Origin of the sequence: Pseudomonas sp. Sample_14 (assembly GCF_004307515.1) — a bacterium.
GTDB lineage: Bacteria > Pseudomonadota > Gammaproteobacteria > Pseudomonadales > Pseudomonadaceae > Aquipseudomonas > Aquipseudomonas atacamensis.
Genome location: NZ_RCOC01000081.1, coordinates 25,498 through 45,025, shown reverse-complemented (window position 1 = coordinate 45,025; position 19,528 = coordinate 25,498). Strand labels below are relative to the sequence as shown.

Here is a 19,528-nt window from a genome sequence, read left to right as displayed (position 1 = left end):
GGTTTACCGTGCTCTTGTTCTTGCCATTGAGGCGTCGGTCGATCACATAGCTCATAAGGCCCCTCCGGGGAGCTTCAAGTTTTGAGCTGCAAGCTGCAAGTAAAAGCGAATGCCCGTGTTTTCGGGTTCACGCGCTTTGTTCTTGCAGCTTGTGGCTTATAGCTTGCAGCTGCCTCACTGCGACTTGCGGACCCGCAGGTACCATTCGGACAGCAGGCGTACCTGTTTATCGGTGTAGCCACGTTCAACCATTCGCGTAACGAAGTCGTTGTGTTTCTGCTGATCCTCCTTGCTGGCCTTGGCGTTGAAGCTGATGACGGGCAGCAGGTCTTCGGTGTTGGAGAACATTTTCTTCTCGATGACCACCCGCAGTTTTTCGTAGCTGAGCCAGGTCGGGTTCTTGCCGTTGTTGTTGGCCCGGGCGCGCAGGACGAAGTTGACGATTTCGTTGCGGAAATCCTTCGGATTGCTGATCCCGGCCGGTTTCTCGATTTTCTCCAGTTCTTCGTTCAGCGCCACGCGGTTGAGAATCTCGCCGGTTTCCGGGTCGCGATACTCCTGATCCTGAATCCAGAAGTCCGCATACAGCACGTAGCGGTCGAAGATGTTCTGACCGTATTCGCTGTAGGACTCCAGATAAGCGGTCTGGATTTCCTTGCCGATGAACTCGATGTAGCGCGGCGCCAGGTATTCCTTCAGATAGCGCAGGTAGCGTTCGCGGGTTTCGGCCTGGAACTGTTCCTGTTCGATCTGCTGCTCCAGCACATAGAGCAGGTGCACTGGGTTGGCGGCGATTTCATGCGGATCGAAGTTGAACACCTTGGAGAGGATCTTGAAGGCGAAGCGGGTCGACAGACCGTTCATGCCTTCGTCGACACCGGCCGAATCGCGATACTCCTGAATCGACTTGGCCTTCGGATCGGTGTCCTTGAGGTTTTCACCGTCGTAGACGCGCATCTTCGAGTAGATGTTGGAGTTTTCCGGCTCCTTGAGGCGTGACAGCACGGTGAATTGCGCAAGCATTTTCAAGGTGTCCGGTGCGCAGTGCGCCTTGGACAAGGAACTGTTGAACAGGAGTTTGTCGTAGATCTTCACTTCATCGCTGACGCGCAGGCAGTACGGCACTTTGACGATGTAGATCCGGTCGATGAACGCCTCGTTGTTCTTGTTGTTGCGGAAGGTGTGCCACTCCGACTCGTTGGAGTGAGCCAGCAGGATGCCGGTGAAGGGAATCGCGCCGAGGCCTTCGGTACTGTTGTAGTTGCCCTCCTGAGTAGCGGTCAGCAATGGGTGCAGCACCTTGATCGGCGCCTTGAACATTTCGACGAATTCCATCAAGCCCTGGTTGGCTCGGCACAGCGCACCGGAGTAGCTGTAGGCGTCAGCGTCGTTCTGCGGGAATTCTTCGAGTTTGCGGATATCGACCTTGCCGACCAGCGCCGAGATGTCCTGGTTGTTCTCGTCACCGGGTTCGGTCTTGGCCACCGCAATCTGATTGAGGATCGACGGGTACAGCTTGACCACGCGGAACTGGCTGATGTCGCCGCCGAATTCGGCCAGGCGCTTGGTCGCCCAGGGCGACATGATGGTGTTCAGATAGCGTCGTGGGATACCGAAGTCTTCCTCGAGGATCGCGCCATCTTCAGTGGCGTTGAACAGACCCAGAGGTGATTCGAAGACCGGCGAGCCCTTGATGGCGTAGAAAGGCACTTTCTCCATCAGCTGTTTCAGCTTCTCGGCCAGGGACGATTTACCGCCACCGACGGGGCCGAGCAGATAAAGAATCTGTTTCTTCTCTTCCAGGCCTTGGGCGGCGTGGCGGAAATACGAGACGATCTGGTCGATGCATTCTTCCATCCCGTGGAAGTCTTCAAAGGCCGGATAGCGGCGGATCACCTTGTTGGAGAAGATGCGCGACAGCCTCGAATTGGTCGAAGTGTCGAGCAGTTCCGGTTCGCCGATCGCCATCAATAGACGCTCGGCGGCGGAAACGTAGGCGCTGCGATCGTTTTTGCACAGCTCCAGGTACTCCTGCAGAGAGAGTTCTTCCTGGCGTGTGGATTCGAAGCGTTGTTGGAAGTGGCTAAAGATACTCATGACGTCACCTCGCTCGATACGTGGAGCCGACGCCGGATCACTCAGTCGATGCTGGCAGCAGTCGCTGTGGCAGCTGCTGTTTACCCCCCAGAATTCTCCCACGGTCGACAAACCGCGAAAGCTACTCCCGATGATCCGCGCGCCGGTGTACCGGCTCTCCCCTGATTTGGATGGCCTGCGCTTAAGGATAGTTGGGAATTCGAGAGGTAAAGGCGAGATACGTAATTAGTTGTGGCAGACCGTTCGTCTGCCGCGCGCAGGACCACGGCAGCCGGGGCCTGCGCTGCGCAAAAAAATTATTCGGCGGTGCCTTGCGCGGTTTCCGACGGATAAGTCGTACGCCACAGCTCAAAGCCGCCGTCCATGCTGTAAACATCGGAGAAACCTTGGCTGACCAGATAGGCGGCTGCGCCCTGACTGGAGTTGCCGTGATAGCAGACCACGACGGTCGGTGCATCAAGATCGGCGCCTTGAATGAAAGCGTGCAGCGAATGGTTGTCGAGATGCTTCGAACCGCTGATATGCAGCGCGGCAAAGGTCGCCGGGTCGCGCACGTCGACCACAACGGCGCCTTGTTCACGCAGGGCCTGCGCCTGTTCCGGGGGGATTCGTTTGAATTCGCTCATGGCGGGTTCCTGTAGCTCAACTGAAAGTGCAGTCTAACGCGGCGCGTCGACTGGCGAAGATTCGGGGATAAGTGGCGCAACCGTGTGTGCAAGCCCGCCGTGCTCGTCGCATTTGCATGACAGGCGTTCGCCGCTGTCGACGTTCATCAGCGTCAGGCTGCCGCCCCATACGCATCCGGTGTCCAGCGCGGAAATGCCCGGCTCGTGGATATTGCCCTCAAGCGCGGCCCAGTGACCGAAGATGATGCGCAGGCCTTTGGTCTTGCGCTCCTTGTGCTGAAACCACGGCCTGTAGCCGGGTGGGGCGCTGTCGAGGCCTTCCTTGCTTTTGAGGTCGAGCTTGCCCTCGGCGGTGCAAAAGCGCATGCGTGTGAAATAATTAGTGATCACCCGCAGGCGATCAATGCCTTTGAGGTCGTTGTCCCATCTCGCCGGTTCGTTGCCGTACATGCCGTCAAGGTAGGCGGGGAACACGTTGTCGTCACGCAGGGCGGTCTCGACTTCGGCGGCGCACTTCAACGCACGGCGCAGCGACCATTGCGGCGGGATGCCAGCATGGACCATCGCAACATCGCGTGTTTCGTCGTAATGCATCAGCTTCTGCTGGCGCAGCCATTCCATCAATTGCGGGCCGTCGGGGGCCTCGATGATTTCGCGCAAGGTGTCGCTTTTCTTCAAGCGCTCGATCTTTTTCGCGGCGGCCAGCAGATGCAAATCGTGATTGCCGAGGACACAGACCAGCGACTCGCGCATCTCGTAGAGAAAGCGCAGGGTTTCCAGCGACTGCGGGCCGCGGTTGACCAGATCGCCGACCAGCCATAGCCGATCCAGCACCGGGTCGAAGGCAACTTGCTTGAGCAGGCACTTGAGCGGTTCGAGGCAGCCTTGCAGGTCACCGACGGCGTAAGTCGTCATCAGTGCAGGGCTCCGGGTACGGCGAGGCGAAACGGTTTGATGGTCGCATCGAAACGTTTGCCGTCGTCGGCGAGCATCTGATAGGAGCCTTGCATGGTGCCGACCTTGGTGGTCATCACCGTGCCGCTGGTATACGTGTGGCTCTTGCCTGCATCGATCAACGGTTGCTGGCCGACGACGCCTTCACCGCGCACGTGTTCGACATGGCCGTCACCGTCGGTAATCACCCAGTGCCGGGACAGAAGCTTGGCCGCAATCTCGCCGTTGTTCTGTACGGTGATGGTGTAGGCGAAGGCGAAACGGTCGTGTTCGGGTTGCGATTGGTCTGCCAGATAATGGGTGACGACGCTGACATCGACCTGGTAACGGGAATCGGACATGCAAGAGGGCCTTAACGAAGCGGAACGCGGGGCGTAGCTGATGGGGAATCAGTCTAGGCAAGTATCGGGCAGTAAACCAGAGTGGTGTGCTGCCCGATAGCGTTCATCGCGGGTCAGTCGGCGGCGGGAGCTGCCGGGACCTGTATCGCGAGCTGGTCGGCCAGGCGCACGAATGCGGCCAGATCCAGTTGCTCGGGACGCAGGCTGCCATCAACGCCCGCGGCTTCGATCTCGGCGTTGCTGAGCAATTGCTTGAGGGTATTGCGCAAGGTTTTGCGGCGCTGATTGAAGGCTTCGCGTACCACGCGCTCCAGCAACTTGTGATCCTTGGCCGGGTGCGGCAGAACCGCGTGGGGCACGAGACGAACGATTGCCGAGTCGACTTTCGGCGGTGGATTGAATGCGCCTGGGCCGACGTTGAACAGATGTTCCACGCGGCAATGGTACTGAACCATGATCGACAGACGACCCCAGTCACCGCCACCCGGGCCTGCGGCCAGGCGCTCGACCACTTCTTTCTGCAACATGAAGTGCATGTCACGAATGATGCCGGCGTTGTTCAGCAGGTGAAAAATCAGCGGCGTGGAGATGTTGTACGGCAGATTGCCAACCACCCGCAGGCTGTTCGGCGCGGCATTCAGCGTATTGAAGTCGAACTTCAGCGCATCGCCCTGATGCAGGTTGAAATTGCTCATGCCGGCAAACTGCTGGTTGAGGATCGGGATCAGATCCTTGTCCAGCTCCACTACGTCGAGTTGCGCGCCGGAGCCCAGCAAACCTTGGGTCAGCGCACCCTGACCGGGGCCGATTTCCAGCAGGCGGTCGTCAGGCTTGGCGTGGATGGAGCGCAGAATGCGGTCGATAACGCCGGCATCGTGGAGGAAGTTCTGACCAAAGCGTTTGCGCGCCTTGTGTTGGTATTGCTCGTTCATAAACGGGTCTCGGCCATCTGGTAGGCGGTTTCCAGGGCGACTTGCAGGCTGCCGGTGTCGATCCTGCCGCTGCCGGCCAGATCCAGGGCGGTGCCATGGTCGACCGAGGTGCGGATGATCGGCAGGCCCAGCGTCACGTTGACGGCAGCGCCGAAGCCTTTGTACTTGAGCACGGGCAAGCCCTGGTCGTGGTACATCGCCAGCACTGCGTCACAGTGCTCCAGATATTTGGGGGTAAACAGAGTGTCGGCAGGCAGCGGGCCACGAAGGTCCATGCCCTCGCCGCGCAGGCGCTTTAATGTCGGTTCGATGATGTCGATTTCTTCATGGCCCAGGTGGCCGCCTTCACCGGCGTGCGGGTTGAGGCCGCAGACCAGGATGCGGGGCCGGGCGATGCCGAATTTGTCTTGCAGGTCGGTGTGCAGGATTCGCGTCACGCGCTCCAGCCGCTCCGGGATGATCGCGTCGGCAATCTCGCGCAGAGGCAGATGCGTGGTGACCAGCGCCACGCGCAAACCGCGAGTGGCCAGCATCATCACTACTTGCGCGGTGTGCGTCAGGTCGGCGAGAAACTCAGTGTGTCCAGAGAACGCGATGCCCGACTCGTTGATTACACCTTTGTGCACCGGCGCGGTGATCATCCCGGCGAAGTCGCCGTTCAGGCAGCCGTTGCCGGCGCGGGTCAAGGTTTCGAGGACGAATGCCGCGTTGGCCTTGTTCAGTTGCCCGGCGATTACCGGTGCGCTGAGCGGGGTGTCCCAGACGTACAGACTATTGGCCGGTGCTGGAACATCTGGCCACTGCCCCGGCGCGACATCCAGCAGGTTGACGGCCAGCCCCAGTTGCGCGGCCCGCTCAAGGAGCAGGTCGCGGCTGGTGATGGCAATCAGGGGATGTGGCTGGGCTTGCGAAGCGAGCAGCAGGCACAGGTCGGGACCGATGCCGGCTGGTTCGCCGGGTGTCAGCGCGAAACGCTTGGGTTTCACTGCGCTGCCTGGTCTGCACCAGGGAGTTTGATCTCTACATATGCTTCGTCACGGATCTGACGCAGCCAGGTCTGCAGCTCTTCGTCGTATTTGCGGTTACGCAGTACGGACATCGCTTGCTGCTCACGGGCCTGTTCCGTGCCGTCAGTGGCGCGACGGCCAAGGACTTCCAGCACGTGCCAGCCGTATTGGGTCTGGAATGGCTTGGACAGCTGACCTTGCGGGGTCGAAGCCATCACTTCGCGGAATTCCGGTACCAGCACGTTCGGGTCGATCCAGTTCAGGTCGCCACCGTTAAGGGCGGAACCCGGATCTTCCGAATAGTTTTTCGCCAGTTCGGCAAAGTCTTCGCCGGCGGTGATGCGGTCATACAACGATTGCACCAGTGCCTTGGTCTTGGCTTCGTCGCGGATCGGGCTCGGCTTGACCAGAATGTGACGCACATGCACTTCGTCGCGCATCTGCGCTTCGCCGCCACGTTTGCCCAGCAGCTTCAGAATGATGAAGCCGCCCGGTGTACGCGCAGGCTGAGTAATGTCGCCAACGGCCATGCTGCTCAATTCACGATCGAACGGCGGCGGCAGTTGCGCGGCTTTACGCCAGCCCATGTCGCCGCCTTCCAGCGCGTTGTCGCTGCCGGATTTGGCCACGGCCATCTGACCGAAGTCAGCGCCTTGCTTGAGCTGTTGGTAAACATCCATGGCCTGACGATAAGCGCTCTGAATCGCTTCAGAGTTGGCGCTTTCCGGGGTCGGAATCAGGATGTTGGCCAGGTGCAGTTCTTCGGACAGCTGCATCTTGCCGAGGTCAGAGGCGAGGAAGTTCTTCACTTCCTGCTCGGAAACCTGAATGCGCTCGGCCACACGACGCTGACGCACACGGCTGATGATCATTTCGCGTTTGATCTGATCACGGGCGTCGTCATAGTTCAGGCCATCGCGAGCCAGCGCAGCACGGAACTGATCAACAGTCATGTTGTTGCGCTGGGCGATGGTGCCGACAGCCTGGTTCAACTCTTCGTCAGTGATGCGGATGCCCGAGCGTTCGCCGATCTGCAGTTGCAGGTTTTCGACGATCAGGCGCTCGAGCACTTGCTGATCGAGCACGCCCGGAGGCGGCAGGCCGCCACCGCGCTTGGCGATGGTCTGCTGAACTTCGTGAACGCGCTGGTCCAGTTGGCTCTGCATGACCACGTCGTTATCGACGATCGCCACCACTTTATCGATGGACTGTACGGCGGCGTTGGCCGCCGTACCCAGGAACAACGCGCCCAGCAGCACCGGGCGCAGACAATCAGAAAGCTTGGTCTTCACGTTCACGATAACCTTGAATGCCTTTGTCGAGGAAGCTCTCTACCTTGGCGCCAGTCAGGCCGCCGAGTCCCTTCAGAACAATTTGGAGGAAGACGCCATGGTCGCCTTTTTCGTTTTGCGGAGCTTCCTGGCTGAACTCGTCATAGGAAACCCAGTAACGGTTGATCAGGCGCAGTTTCCAGCAGCAGTTGTCGTATTCGAAACCACCGAAAGCTTCCAGCGTGCGATTGCGGTTGTAGTCGTACTGCCAGCGGCTGATAGCGTTCCACTGCGGAACGATCGGCCAGATGACCGAGAAGTCATGCTGCTGGATCTTGTAGTAGTCCTTCACGTAGCCAGGTTGGCCCGGGGTGCCATAGTCGCCACCGCCCACAGTCCAGCGACCGGTGTTCTGGTCGTAACGAACCTGGTCGTTACGATAGCGGTAACCGACGTTGACGACCTTGTTCGGGTTGTCTTCCGGCTGGTAGTGGAACATCGCGCTGCCAGAGCGCGGGCTGCGGCTGTCCGGGTCCCAGTTATAGTCGGCAGTAGTGCGCCAGTCGCGGTTCCAGCGGTATTCGTATTCCAGCGCGTATGGCGAAACGTCGGATTTCGCGTCGTCACGATCGTTGAAAGCGATACCCGGCAGTTGGACCTTGCGATCCTTGAAGTACAGAGCCTGGCCGACGCTGATGCGCTGACGCTCGAAACCGTTGTCTTCGATCCAGCGACTGGTCACGCCCAGAGACAGCTTGTTCTCGTCACCGACACGGTCGGAGCCGGTAAAGCGGTTGTCACGGAAGAGCGACGAGTAGTTGAACGTCGTTTCGCTGGTGTCGAATACTGGAATGTCTTCCTGATCAACCTCAGGGACATAGAGGTAGAACAGGCGCGGTTCCAGGGTCTGACGGTAGTTTTTGCCGAAGTACGACGTGTTGCGGTCGAAGTACAGGCCGCTGTCGATGCTGGCGATCGGAACACCGCGGTTCTGATTGCTATCGAATTCGCCGTTGAGCTTCTTCTGTTCTGCGGTCATCGCATCGATCTGCGATTTACCGGTACTGTCCAGATCAAGCTGATACTGCGTGTACTGATACTTCAACGATGGTTTGAGGAAACCATACGTCCAGTTCATCGGCAGGCTGACGCCCGGCTTCAGATTCAGGCGATCACCGTTAGCGCGAGCCAGACCGGTGATGTTTGTGTCCAGACGACGTTCGGCAATGCCATCTTCATTGATGAAGTCACCATCACGTAGATCGCGATCGAAACGAACCAGCTCGGTCTCGTAATCGAAATTCAGACCTTCCGGATGGTACGGCAGCTGACCATTGAAGGTGATCTGCGGCAGACGACCGTACGGTGTGATGTTGGAAACGGTAGCCAGCTGATATTGCTGAGCATTCAGTCGCGCAATGTAGCTGTCGCCACGATACGTCACTGCGCCTTGTTGGTTGACGTAATCATCGCTCTTCACACCAATCTGATCAGTCTGCAGATCCTGGAAGTAATACGGATCGCTGATCTTGGTGTAATCAACTTCTGTGAGCACGCGGGAATCGAGACCGCCCTTGTGCTGCCAGTTGTACATATAGCGAGTGTCTTTGTAGTCAGACTGAAGCTTGCGATCGTCGTTCTCATCGTTGAGATACGCCGCACCGAACTGACCTTCACTCGACTTGGTCAGGTAGCGGAACTCGCCCTCCACCAGCATGCCGCGCTTGCTCATGTAGCGCGGGTACAACGTGGCGTCGTAGTTCGGCGCCAGGTTGAAGTAGTAAGGAGTGACCAGCATGAAGCCGGTGTCGCTGCCCGAACCGATGGTCGGCGGCAGGAAACCTGACTGGCGACGGTCGTCGATCGGGAAGTAGATGTACGGGGTGTACAGAATCGGGATGTCTTTGACGCGCAACGTCACGTTGGTCGCGGTGCCGAAACCGGTCGCCGGGTTCAAGGTGATGTTGTTGCCCTTGAGCTGCCAGGCGTTGCTGTTCGGTTCGCACGTGGTGTACGTGCCGTCCTTCAAGCGGATGATCGCGTTTTCGGCACGCTTGGCATACAGCGCGTTACCGCGGATGCGCGATTTGTGCATCACGTATTCGGCGTTGTCGACCTTGGCTTCGCCGGTGTCGAGTTGCACATCGGCGTGGTCGCCGACGATCAGCGCGCCGTTGTCACGGATGCGCACGTTGCCGGCCAGTTCGCCACGGCTCTCGGCCTGATACAGGTTGGCCTCGTCGGCTTCGACCTGCATGCTGCCCTGACGCATGACCACGTCACCGGCGAGGCTGGCGACTTGTGTGTCCTGCTCGTAACGCGACGCTTTGGCACCGATGAAGGTCGGCGCGTCACTTTTATTCGTCTTGTCATTCATGCCAGGACGAATCGGTTCGATATAGGAACCAGAGCAGTAAGGACCGGTCTCGGCCAATTGCGCGGCGGTGAGCTTCTCGCGCGGAACCCAGTCGAGGTGACTGTAGTCTTCGCTACGGGATTTCAGACCGCGGCCCTTGGACTCAGTGACCAGTGCGGTTTTTGCACCGGTCTCTGCGCCGGAGCCGTTGTCGGCCGGGGCCTCGCCAGCAGAGCTGACGGCACTGCCGTCATGCACCGGGCGCGGCGGCAATGCCGCGGCGGGCGACTTGGGCGCACAGTCCCAGCCACCCGTAGCCGAGACGGAGCAGTCATACTGCTCGGCGGCAACAACGAATTGACTGGCCAGAGGTTGCATAGCCAGCAGACTGCCGGTTACCAACAACGGAAATTTTTTACGAAACGCGGGGGATTTCAATGCCATCTTATTAGTCCGGGCTTCCTGCGTGCCATCTGCCCGCGGTGTGGGCCGCACGCCTCTCGATGGTCTGAAAAAGATGCTGGATAATAAAGCATGACCCGCTTGACGGCTAGCGCCGTCGGAGACCCTTGCAATGCCTGACCAAGATGTACGCTTGCAACACCTGAAAGTTTGGCTCGATGAGCAGTTGGCAAAGCTGTTTGCCGAGCAGGGCTGGGGCACCGTGCCCCCGGCCACGTTGACCGCGGCCAGCAGCGACGCGAGTTTCCGCCGCTACTTCCGCTGGGAGGGCGATGGTCGCAGCTTCGTCGTGATGGACGCGCCGCCCCCCCAGGAAAACTGCAAACCGTTCGTGGATATCGCTTTTTTGCTGGCGAAATCCGGAATTAATGTGCCGAAAATTTACGCCGAAGACCTCGATCGCGGTTTTCTTTTGCTCAATGACCTGGGCAACAAGACCTATCTCGACGTCATCGATGGCGAAAATGCCGACGCGTTATTCCACGATGCCCTGCAAGCGCTGTTGGCTTTTCAACAGTTGCCGATGGTTGCGCCGTTGCCCAGTTACGACGTCGCCTTGTTGCGTCGCGAGCTTGAATTGTTCCCCGAGTGGTACGTCAAGCGCGAGCTGGGCGTCGAGTTCGATGCGGCCCAGCAGCAACAATGGCAGCACATCAGCGAGTTGCTGATTGACAGCGCGCTGGCGCAGCCGAAAGTGCTGGTGCACCGCGACTACATGCCGCGCAACCTGATGCTCAGCGAGCCCAACCCTGGCGTGCTGGATTTCCAGGACGCGGTGTACGGCCCGGTGACCTACGACGTCACCTGCCTATTCAAAGATGCCTTCCTCAGCTGGCCTGAAGAGCGTGTGCGCGGCTGGCTGGAAAGTTATTGGCAGCAAGCCTCGGCGCTGGATATTCCGGTGCAGGCGGACTTCGAAGACTTCCTGCGCGCCAGCGACCTGATGGGCGTGCAGCGTCACCTGAAAGTCATCGGCATCTTCGCGCGTATCTGCCATCGCGATGGCAAGCCGCGTTATCTGGCCGATGTGCCGCGCTTCTTCTCTTATATAGAAGCAGTGATCGCCCGCCGTCCTGAACTGGCGGAACTGCAAGCACTGTTCAGCAGCTTGCGTGCTGGAGCGACGGCATGAAGGCAATGATTCTGGCGGCGGGCAAAGGCGAGCGCATGCGCCCGCTGACCCTGACCACGCCGAAACCGCTGGTGCGTGCCGCTGGCGTGCCGCTGATCGAGTATCACCTGCGCGCCCTCGCGGCCGCAGGCTTCAACGAAATCGTCATCAACCACGCCTGGCTTGGTCAGCAGATCGAGGATCATCTGGGCGACGGTTCGCGTTTCGGCCTGAGCATCCAGTACTCGCCGGAAGGCGAGCCGCTGGAAACCGGTGGCGGGATTTTCCGTGCGCTGTCGTTACTTGGTGACGATGCGTTTCTGGTGGTCAACGGCGACATCTGGACCGATTACGACTTCAGCGTGCTGCACCAGCCGATCAATGGCCTGGCGCATCTGGTGCTGGCCGACAATCCGCCGCATCACCCGAAAGGCGACTTCACTCTCATCGACGGCAAAGTGCGGGACGGTGAGCCTGATGCGCAGACGCTGACTTACAGCGGCATCGCCGTGCTGCATCCGCAGTTGTTCGATGGTTGCAGCGCTGGCGCATTCAAGCTCGCGCCGCTGCTACGCAACGCCATGGCCAAAGGTGAAGTGACGGGCGAGCGGTTGAAGGGGCATTGGGTAGATGTTGGTACCTACGAGCGTCTGGCCGAAGCCGAAGCCTTGATAGAAGCGAGTCGCTGAGATGCTGTGGCCAGGGACTCTGATTGGAGCCGGAGTGGGATACGCGATTGCCAGCATTCCGGGGGCCATGCTTGGGGCGTTGTTGGGGCAGGCGCTGGATCGGCGCCTGCACTTGCAGAGCTGGGGACACTTGCGCGAAAAGCTCGGCGGCCGGCCGATGCTGCGCAACGATGAATTGCTGTTCGTGTTGCTCGGGCGTCTGGCCAAGAGCGACGGGCGCGTCACTGACGGGCATATCCAGCAGGCGCGCAATGAAATGCGCGCGCTGGAAATGAGCGAGCCGGCGACACGGCGGGCCATTGCTGCATTCAATCGCGGCAAGTCCGGCAGCGACAATCTGCGCGGCTATCTGCGTCGTTTGAGTGCGCAACCGCATGCGGCTGAAGGCGTGTTGCGCGCCTGTTGGCGAATGGTCTGGGCCGATGGTCGCGCCGGGGTCAGCGAACGCGAGTTGCTGGCGCAGTGGGGCAAATGGCTCGGCTGGACGGCGCAGCAGGTGCAGGCATTGGCCAGCGATTACGAGCCGGGCAAGCGGCCGATCGTCAGTGCGGCAGTGAGCTATCAGGAGGCGATGAAGCTGCTTGGTGTGTCAGCGAGCAGCGAGCCGGCGCAGATCAAGCGCGCTTACCGACGGTTGCTCAGTCGCCATCACCCGGACAAGATCGCCGGCAGCGGCGCGACCCCGGCGCAGGTACGTGAGGCGACCGAGCGGACGCGGGAATTGCATAACGCCTATACGTTGATTCGGGAGCGGCGGGATTTTCGCTAGGCGTTAGAGAGGTGTCGTATGTGCGGGCCTCTTCGCGAGCAGGCTCGCTCCCACATTGAATTTTGCATAGATCCAATGTGGGAGCGAGCCTGCTCGCGAATTAAGGGCGACTCGGTGGAACAGTCAGTCAACAGCCTGAGGATTCAACCAGCCCCGCACCCGCCGAAACAATTGTTCCTGCTCAGCCTTCTTGTCCGGCAATACCTTCAGCGCCACCTGGCTGAACGCCGAGGTCTTCAGACGCTTGCTCGCCTGCATGCGCTCCAGCGCCGCGTTGCGATCCAGCGCTTTGTCCATGTAGAAAATATCCACCGTCGGCAGCTTCAGCGTCGGCGTCAGTTCGGCGAGTGGCGGCAGGGCTTTGGCCGGTGCTTGCGCGTCAACCATCACCAGTTTCTCCACCTGCGGCGTCTGCCGCTCGCTGAGAAAACGCGCCGCCCAATAAGCGCCGGTGCCGTGGCCGAGCACGACAATGCTGCGCGCGCTCTGCTGTTCGGCGTAGGCAATCGCTGCGTCGATGCGTCCGAAAATGCGCTCGGCGTCGGCCTTGGCCTGTTCTTCGCTGGTTTCGGCGACCACCTGTTCGGCGACCTCCGCTTCACCGCCAGCGGCCTGTTCGATCGGTTGTGCGGTGGCGGCATCCTTGCTTGTGGTTTCCGGGGCTTTCGGCGCCGCGGCCGGTTCGATCACGCGCGGAGCAATGGCGTCGCCTTGCAGATCCGGCAGGGTGATACTCAGGCTGCTCCACTCGACATCCGGCAATTTGCGTCGCAACGGGCCGATTGCCTGCGGCCAGTCAGCGGTTTCGCCGGCACCGGGAACGATGATCACCGCGCCTTTGGGCTCGGCGCTGTTGGCCGGTTTCCACAGGGCGAGGAAAGTGTCGCTGCCAGCCTGCAGTTGTTGCTGCTCTTGCGCCGGCAGTTTACGTTGCAGTGCGGCGGCCTCTTCCTGACTACGCTCAAGCATTGGCTGGCGCTCGGCCGGTTTTTCTTCGGCGGGTTTATCCGTGGCGGCAGGCGCCGGGTTGGCGGCTTCGACGGAAAACGCACAAGGCAGGATCAGCGACAGGCACAATGCTGGCAGTGCCAGGCGGTAGACAGAGGGCATCGGTTATTCCAGGCCAGAAAAGTATCCCGGCAGCCTAATGGGTTGGTCAGAATTTGTCAGTGTATGAGACTTCAATGAAGCGATTTTGCTGCCTGTGGGTTATCGGCTGTTTGTGGATTCCCTTGATGGGCTGGGCGGCGCCTGCGCCACCGGATCATGCCGCGCAATTGTCGCCAGAGCAGCAGCAATGGCTGGCGCAGCACAACGAATTGCGCGTCGGCCTGGTGTTGCAGGCGCCCTACGCGACCTACGATCGGCGCCTGCAGCGATTGTCCGGGGCCAATGTCGAGTTGATGAAACTGCTGGCCAAAACCCTCGGCGTGGAACTGAGCTGGCGCAACTTTCAGGATCTGGGAGCATTGGAAAACGCTTTGCGCGAGGGCGAGATCGACATCGCCCCGGGCCTCAGCCAGACCCCGAGCGCGCTGCGCCTCTGGCAGTTTTCCGACCCCTACATGCGCGTGCCGCAACTGGTGGTCAGCGACCAGAAAAGCAGCGGCGCGGTCGATCTGGAAAAGCTCGACAGCCAGACCCGCGTCGCCGTGCGCATGCCGAGCAGCACCGCCGATTACCTGCGCAGCAACTATCCGCACTTGAATCTGCAAGGCGTGCCGCTGGAACGGCAAGCGTTGCAACTGCTGTTGAGTCAGCAAGCCTCCTACGCGGTGGTCGACGAAGCACAGTTGGGCCGGCTGTCGGTGGAGCCGGAGTTTGCCGAACTGGTGGTGGTTGGCGATATCGGCCTGCCGCAACTGCTGCGTGTGGCCTCGCGGCGCGATTGGCCGGAGCTGGCCGGCATCGTCCAGAGCGCCTTGCGCGCGATCCCGGCCAAGGATCTGGAACAACTGCACAACCAATGGCTGCAGCCGAAATACCCACGGCTGACCGAGTCGCCGGGGTTTTGGCAGAACCTCAGCCTGTTGTTCGCGGTGATGCTGCTCAGTTGCGCGGCAATCGTGGCGTGGCAGCGGCGCCAACAGCACAGCCTCGAACAACGCCTGCTCAGCGCCCGCGAAGACATTGCGTTGCGCGCGGCCAGTGAAGAGGCGCTGCGGCTGACACAGTTTTCCATCGACCAAAGCACCGTCGGCATTCTCTGGGTCAATTGGGACAGCCATGTGCGCTACGCCAACCGCGCGGCGGAAAACATGCTCGGCTATCCCTCGGGCGGGCTGATCGAGCGGCCGCTGATCGATTTCGAGCCCGGCCTGCACATGGATCGCTGGCTCAATCTGTGGAAGCGTGCACGGGCCAGTGAAGAAGGGCCCTTGAGCTTCGAAACCAGTTGCCTGCGCGCCGATGGCAGTGTGCTGCCGGCGGACGTTTCCCTGAGCTTCCTGCGTTTTCGCGACAGTGAATATCTGGTGGTCTACCTCACCGACGTCACCGATCGCCGCCGCGCGCTCGCCGCTTTGCAGGAAAGCGAGGCGCGCCTGCAAGGCATCGCCGCCAACGTTCCGGGTCTGGTGTTCAGGCTGGAGCGGGCACCGGTCACCGGGCAGATCGACTTTGCCTACATCAGCGAGGGCAGCGAAAGTCTGGTCGGTTATGCGCCGGCAGCCATCGCTCATCGCGACATGGGCTTGCGCAGCCTCGTGCACCCCGACGACAAGGCCAGTTATCACCGCACCCAGGATCAGGCGCTGGACACTGACAGCGACTGGTCGTGGCAGGGCCGCATCGTCACGCGCCAGGGGGAGCAGCGCTGGGCCGAGATCAAGGCGATCACCCGCCAGCTGGAGGACGGCGCCTATGTGTGGGACGGCATCGTCTGGGACATCAGCGAAAGCAAACGCATCGAGCTGGAACTGGCGGCCTCGCGCGAGCAACTGCGTGAACTGTCGGCGCACCTGGAAAGCGTGCGTGAAGAAGAGAAGGCGCGCATTGCCCGGGAAGTTCATGATGAGTTGGGGCAGATGCTCACCGTGCTGAAACTGGAGACATCGATGTGCGAATTGGCCTACGCGCAGCTTGATCCGGGACTCAACGAGCGGCTCAACAGCATGAAACGCCTGATCGCGCAGTTGTTTCAGCTGGTACGCGATGTGGCGACGGCGTTGCGCCCGCCGATCCTTGATGCCGGGATTGCCTCGGCCATCGAGTGGCAGGCTCGGCGTTTCGAGGCGCGCACACAGATACCGTGTCTAGTGCAGGTGCCGGACAACCTGCCGGCACTCAGCGATGCCAAAGCGGTGGGGCTGTTCCGGATTTTGCAGGAGGCGCTGACCAACGTGATGCGCCATGCTCAGGCGCACACGGTGGAGCTGACGCTGGAGCTTGCGGGCGATGAATTGTGTCTGACCGTCAGCGATGATGGCGTAGGATTTGTCGCGGCCGAGGGTAGGCCGACGTCGTTTGGCCTGGTCGGCATGCGTGAGCGGGTGCTGATCATGGGCGGGCGGCTGGAGCTGGTGAGTGAGCCGGGGGAGGGCACCAGTCTGGTGGTGCGAGTGCCGGTGAGTGAGGTTTGACATGTTGCGGTGTCTGGACTGGCGCCTTCGCGAGCAAGCTCGCTCCCACAGGGATTGGTGTGTACCTGAAATCTGGAGAAGAACGTGATCCGTGTACTGGTAGCCGAAGACCACACCATCGTCCGCGAGGGCATCAAGCAATTGATCGGCCTGGCCAAGGATCTGCAAGTCGTGGGGGAGGCGAGCAATGGTGAGCAACTGCTCGAAACCCTGCGCAGCGTGCCGTGCGAGGTGGTGCTGCTGGACATCTCCATGCCCGGCGTCAACGGCCTGGAAGCGATCCCGCGCATTCGGGCGCTGAACAATCCGCCGGCGATTCTGGTGCTGTCGATGCACGACGAAGCGCAAATGGCCGCGCGCGCCTTGAAGGTCGGCGCGGCCGGGTATGCGACCAAGGACAGCGATCCGGCGCTGCTGCTCACGGCGATTCGCAAAGTCGCGGCGGGTGGGCGTTACATCGACCCGGAACTGGCCGACCGCATGGTTTTCGAAGTCGGCCTGACCGATACCCGGCCGCTGCATTCGCTGTTGTCAGAACGCGAATTCTCGGTGTTCGAACGCCTGGCCCAGGGCGCCAACGTCAACGACATCGCCCAGCAACTGGCCTTGAGCAGCAAGACCATCAGCACGCACAAGGCGCGGCTGATGCAGAAGCTCAACATCACCTCCCTGGCCGAACTGGTGAAATATGCGATGGAGCACAAACTCCTCTGACCGTCACCGCCCTCATGTGGGAGCGAGCCTGCTCGCGAAAGCGGCGTAACAGTCAGCCATTCAGTTTGATGACCCACCGCATTCGCGAGCAGGCTCGCTCCCACAGGTTCGGAGTCGGCATATCCATTAGCGACAAGCGCTTTTGCCTGTTCTTGCCGCTTGCAGCTTGCCCCTTGCCGCTGCGTTTGCCCAAACGCGCCATCCTTGTAGGGCAATCCCTACCCCCAACCTTCCATTGCACTTAAGCGATTCTCTCCTGCGCCCCGATTTGCGTGGCCGCCGCCAGCCACTAGGCTTGATGAACAAGCAGTCATCAACAACAAAGGTGTGGGTATGAGCCAGGTCGATACAAGCGCAGGGACCAGTGATGTGCTGGTCAGCTTTCGTGGTGTGCAGAAGAGCTACGACGGCGAGAACCTGATCGTCAAAGACCTCAACCTGGACATTCGCAAGGGCGAATTCCTCACCCTGCTCGGGCCGTCCGGTTCCGGCAAGACCACCAGCCTGATGATGCTCGCCGGGTTCGAAACGCCGACCGCCGGTGAAATCCTCCTGTCCGGGCGTTCGATCAACAACGTGCCGCCGCACAAGCGCGATATCGGCATGGTGTTCCAGAACTACGCACTGTTCCCGCACATGACTGTCGCGGAGAACCTTGCTTTCCCGTTGACCGTGCGCGGCTTGAACAAAAGCGATGTCAGCGAGCGGGTGAAGAAAGTCCTCAGCATGGTTCAGCTCGATGCCTTCGCTTCGCGCTATCCGGCGCAGTTGTCCGGTGGTCAGCAGCAACGTGTGGCACTGGCCCGCGCGCTGGTGTTCGAGCCGCAACTGGTGCTGATGGACGAGCCGCTGGGCGCCCTCGACAAGCAACTGCGTGAACACATGCAGATGGAGATCAAACACCTGCACCAGCGCCTCGGCGTGACCGTGGTCTACGTGACCCACGATCAGGGTGAAGCGCTGACCATGTCCGACCGCGTTGCCGTGTTCCATCAAGGCGAGATTCAGCAGATCGCGCCACCGCGCACGCTTTACGAAGAACCGAAAAACACCTTCGTCGCCAACTTCATTGGCGAGAACAACCGCCTCAACGGCCGCCTGCTCAGCCAGAGCGGCGAGCGCTGCGTGGTCGAGTTGGGGCGCGGTGAAAAGGTCGAGGCGCTGGCCGTCAACGTTGGCCAGACTGGCGAACCGGTGACTCTGTCGATCCGTCCGGAACGCGTCAGCCTCAACGGTTCGAGCGATCAATGCGTCAACCGCTTCTCAGGGAGGGTGGCGGAATTCATCTATCTGGGCGACCACGTCCGGGTGCGCCTGGAAGTCTGCGGCAAGACCGACTTCTTCGTGAAACAACCGATTGCCGAGCTCGATCCTGCGCTCAGCGTCGGCGACGTGGTACCGCTTGGCTGGCAGGTCGAGCACGTTCGTGCGCTCGATCCGCTTTTAGAGGCGCACTAAGCGCCCCGGCAATACCAACACCAACCCTGCACGTGGAGAGAACAATAAATGTTGAGATCCCTGAAGTTCACCGCCCTGACTCTGGGCCTGATGGGTGCGACCGGCGCGATGGCTGCCGGCCCGGACTTGACCGTGGTGTCGTTTGGCGGGGCGAACAAGGCGGCGCAAGTCAAAGCCTTCTATGCACCGTGGGAAGCGGCGGGCAACGGCAAGATCGTTGCCGGCGAATACAACGGTGAAATGGCCAAGGTCAAAGCCATGGTCGACACCAAGAGCGTGTCGTGGGATCTGGTCGAAGTTGAATCGCCAGAGCTGTCCCGGGGTTGCGACGAAGACATGTTCGAGCAACTCGACCCGGCCCTGTTCGGCAAGACCGAAGACTACGTCAAAGGCGCCATTCAGCCGTGCGGCGTAGGTTTCTTCGTTTGGTCGACCGTACTGGCGTACAACGCAGACAAGCTGAAAACCGCACCGACCAGCTGGGCGGATTTCTGGGACACGAAGAAATTCCCGGGCAAGCGCGGCCTGCGCAAAGGCGCCAAGTACACCCTCGAATTCGCGCTGATGGCCGACGGTGTAGCTCCGAAAGACGTCTACAAAGAGCTGGCGAGCAAGGGCGGCCAGGATCGCGCGTTCAAGAAACTCGATGAGCTCAAGCCAAGCATTCAGTGGTGGGAAGCCGGCGCACAACCGCCGCAATACCTCGCTTCCGGTGATGTGGTGATGAGCTCGGCGTACAACGGTCGCATTGCGGCGGTGCAGAAAGAATCCAACCTGAAAGTGGTATGGAACGGCGGCATCTACGACTTCGACGCCTGGGCAATCCCGAAAGGTCTGGACGCCAAGCGCGCCGAAGCGGCGAAGAAATTCATCGCCTTCTCGGTGCAGCCGCAGCAGCAGAAGACCTACTCGGAAAACATCGCCTACGGCCCGGCCAACACCCAAGCCGTGCCGCTGCTGGCCAAGGATGTCCTGAAAGACATGCCGACCACCCCGGAAAACATCGCCAACCAGGTGCAGATCGACGTCAGCTTCTGGGCTGACAACGGCGAGCAACTGGAACAGCGTTTCAACTCTTGGGCTGCCAAATAAGCCAAGCATGCGGACCGATGGCTTTCCGGATGATCGTTCCCACGCTCTGCGTGGGAATGCCGCCCGGG

The 19,528-nt window shown here is 60.5% G+C and carries 16 protein-coding genes; 7 read left to right on the top strand and 9 right to left on the bottom strand.

What is annotated here, in order from left to right:
• Nucleotides 1-174: 174 nt before the first annotated feature.
• From D8U61_RS19070 to D8U61_RS19035, 8 genes are all read right to left on the bottom strand, one after another.
• On the bottom strand, nucleotides 175-2,097 hold the full coding sequence (locus tag D8U61_RS19070) for a PrkA family serine protein kinase (RefSeq protein WP_016772892.1): 1,923 nt from the start codon (nucleotides 2,095-2,097) through the stop codon (nucleotides 175-177).
• A gap of 296 nt (nucleotides 2,098-2,393) precedes the next feature.
• A complete protein-coding gene (gene glpE / locus D8U61_RS19065; RefSeq protein WP_016772893.1) occupies nucleotides 2,394-2,723 on the bottom strand; it encodes a thiosulfate sulfurtransferase GlpE in 330 nt (109 codons plus the stop codon).
• Between the two features lie 33 nt (nucleotides 2,724-2,756).
• On the bottom strand, nucleotides 2,757-3,638 hold the full coding sequence (locus D8U61_RS19060; protein ID WP_130887898.1) for a symmetrical bis(5'-nucleosyl)-tetraphosphatase: 882 nt from the start codon (nucleotides 3,636-3,638) through the stop codon (nucleotides 2,757-2,759).
• Nucleotides 3,638-4,018 (bottom strand): Co2+/Mg2+ efflux protein ApaG, encoded by a 381-nt coding sequence (gene apaG / locus D8U61_RS19055; RefSeq protein WP_016772895.1) that lies wholly within the window; start codon nucleotides 4,016-4,018, stop codon nucleotides 3,638-3,640. The genes D8U61_RS19060 and apaG overlap by 1 nt, the downstream gene beginning before the upstream one ends.
• A gap of 113 nt (nucleotides 4,019-4,131) precedes the next feature.
• Nucleotides 4,132-4,950 carry a 16S rRNA (adenine(1518)-N(6)/adenine(1519)-N(6))-dimethyltransferase RsmA gene (gene rsmA, locus D8U61_RS19050; protein ID WP_041476699.1) on the bottom strand — a complete coding sequence of 273 codons (819 nt, stop codon included), beginning with the start codon at nucleotides 4,948-4,950 and terminating at the stop codon, nucleotides 4,132-4,134.
• Nucleotides 4,947-5,936: a 4-hydroxythreonine-4-phosphate dehydrogenase PdxA gene (gene pdxA, locus D8U61_RS19045; protein ID WP_130927465.1), complete on the bottom strand. Its 990-nt coding sequence runs from the start codon at nucleotides 5,934-5,936 to the stop codon at nucleotides 4,947-4,949. Before pdxA ends, rsmA begins: the two co-directional genes overlap by 4 nt.
• Nucleotides 5,933-7,255, bottom strand: coding sequence for a peptidylprolyl isomerase SurA (surA, locus tag D8U61_RS19040; protein ID WP_177421654.1), 1,323 nt, complete (start codon nucleotides 7,253-7,255; stop codon nucleotides 5,933-5,935). The genes pdxA and surA overlap by 4 nt, the downstream gene beginning before the upstream one ends.
• A complete protein-coding gene (locus tag D8U61_RS19035; RefSeq protein WP_130902119.1) occupies nucleotides 7,230-10,028 on the bottom strand; it encodes an LPS-assembly protein LptD in 2,799 nt (932 codons plus the stop codon). The genes surA and D8U61_RS19035 overlap by 26 nt, the downstream gene beginning before the upstream one ends.
• A gap of 130 nt (nucleotides 10,029-10,158) precedes the next feature.
• Here D8U61_RS19035 and D8U61_RS19030 point away from each other — a divergent pair, with 130 nt between their 5' ends.
• Genes D8U61_RS19030 through D8U61_RS19020 form a run of 3 tightly spaced genes read left to right on the top strand, consistent with a single transcriptional unit; the run spans nucleotide 10,159 to nucleotide 12,615 of the window.
• A complete protein-coding gene (locus D8U61_RS19030; protein ID WP_130927464.1) occupies nucleotides 10,159-11,178 on the top strand; it encodes a phosphotransferase in 1,020 nt (339 codons plus the stop codon).
• Entirely contained in the window at nucleotides 11,175-11,846 is a 672-nt protein-coding gene (gene murU, locus D8U61_RS19025; RefSeq protein ID WP_130927463.1) for an N-acetylmuramate alpha-1-phosphate uridylyltransferase MurU, read from the top strand. The genes D8U61_RS19030 and murU overlap by 4 nt, the downstream gene beginning before the upstream one ends.
• Before the next feature lies 1 nt (nucleotide 11,847).
• The gene (locus tag D8U61_RS19020) at nucleotides 11,848-12,615 is read left to right on the top strand and encodes a TerB family tellurite resistance protein (protein ID WP_073476573.1); all 768 of its coding nucleotides are present in this window, start codon (nucleotides 11,848-11,850) and stop codon (nucleotides 12,613-12,615) included.
• Between the two features lie 123 nt (nucleotides 12,616-12,738).
• Here the strand turns inward: D8U61_RS19020 and D8U61_RS19015 are convergent, their stop codons facing one another.
• Nucleotides 12,739-13,725: an alpha/beta hydrolase family protein gene (locus tag D8U61_RS19015; RefSeq protein WP_130927462.1), complete on the bottom strand. Its 987-nt coding sequence runs from the start codon at nucleotides 13,723-13,725 to the stop codon at nucleotides 12,739-12,741.
• A 74-nt stretch (nucleotides 13,726-13,799) separates the two neighbouring features.
• On the opposite strand from D8U61_RS19015, the gene D8U61_RS19010 reads away from it, so the two are divergent.
• The 4 genes from D8U61_RS19010 to D8U61_RS18990 all read left to right on the top strand — a co-directional run bounded on the left by D8U61_RS19010 (nucleotide 13,800) and on the right by D8U61_RS18990 (nucleotide 19,460).
• Nucleotides 13,800-16,196, top strand: coding sequence for a sensor histidine kinase (locus D8U61_RS19010; RefSeq protein WP_130927461.1), 2,397 nt, complete (start codon nucleotides 13,800-13,802; stop codon nucleotides 16,194-16,196).
• 84 nt (nucleotides 16,197-16,280) lie between these two features.
• A complete protein-coding gene (locus D8U61_RS19005; RefSeq protein ID WP_003228820.1) occupies nucleotides 16,281-16,910 on the top strand; it encodes a response regulator transcription factor in 630 nt (209 codons plus the stop codon).
• Between the two features lie 333 nt (nucleotides 16,911-17,243).
• Entirely contained in the window at nucleotides 17,244-18,368 is a 1,125-nt protein-coding gene (locus D8U61_RS18995; RefSeq protein ID WP_041476689.1) for an ABC transporter ATP-binding protein, read from the top strand.
• Between the two features lie 48 nt (nucleotides 18,369-18,416).
• Nucleotides 18,417-19,460, top strand: a complete 1,044-nt coding sequence (locus D8U61_RS18990) for an ABC transporter substrate-binding protein (RefSeq protein ID WP_016772907.1) — start codon at nucleotides 18,417-18,419, stop codon at nucleotides 19,458-19,460.
• Nucleotides 19,461-19,528 lie beyond the last annotated feature (68 nt).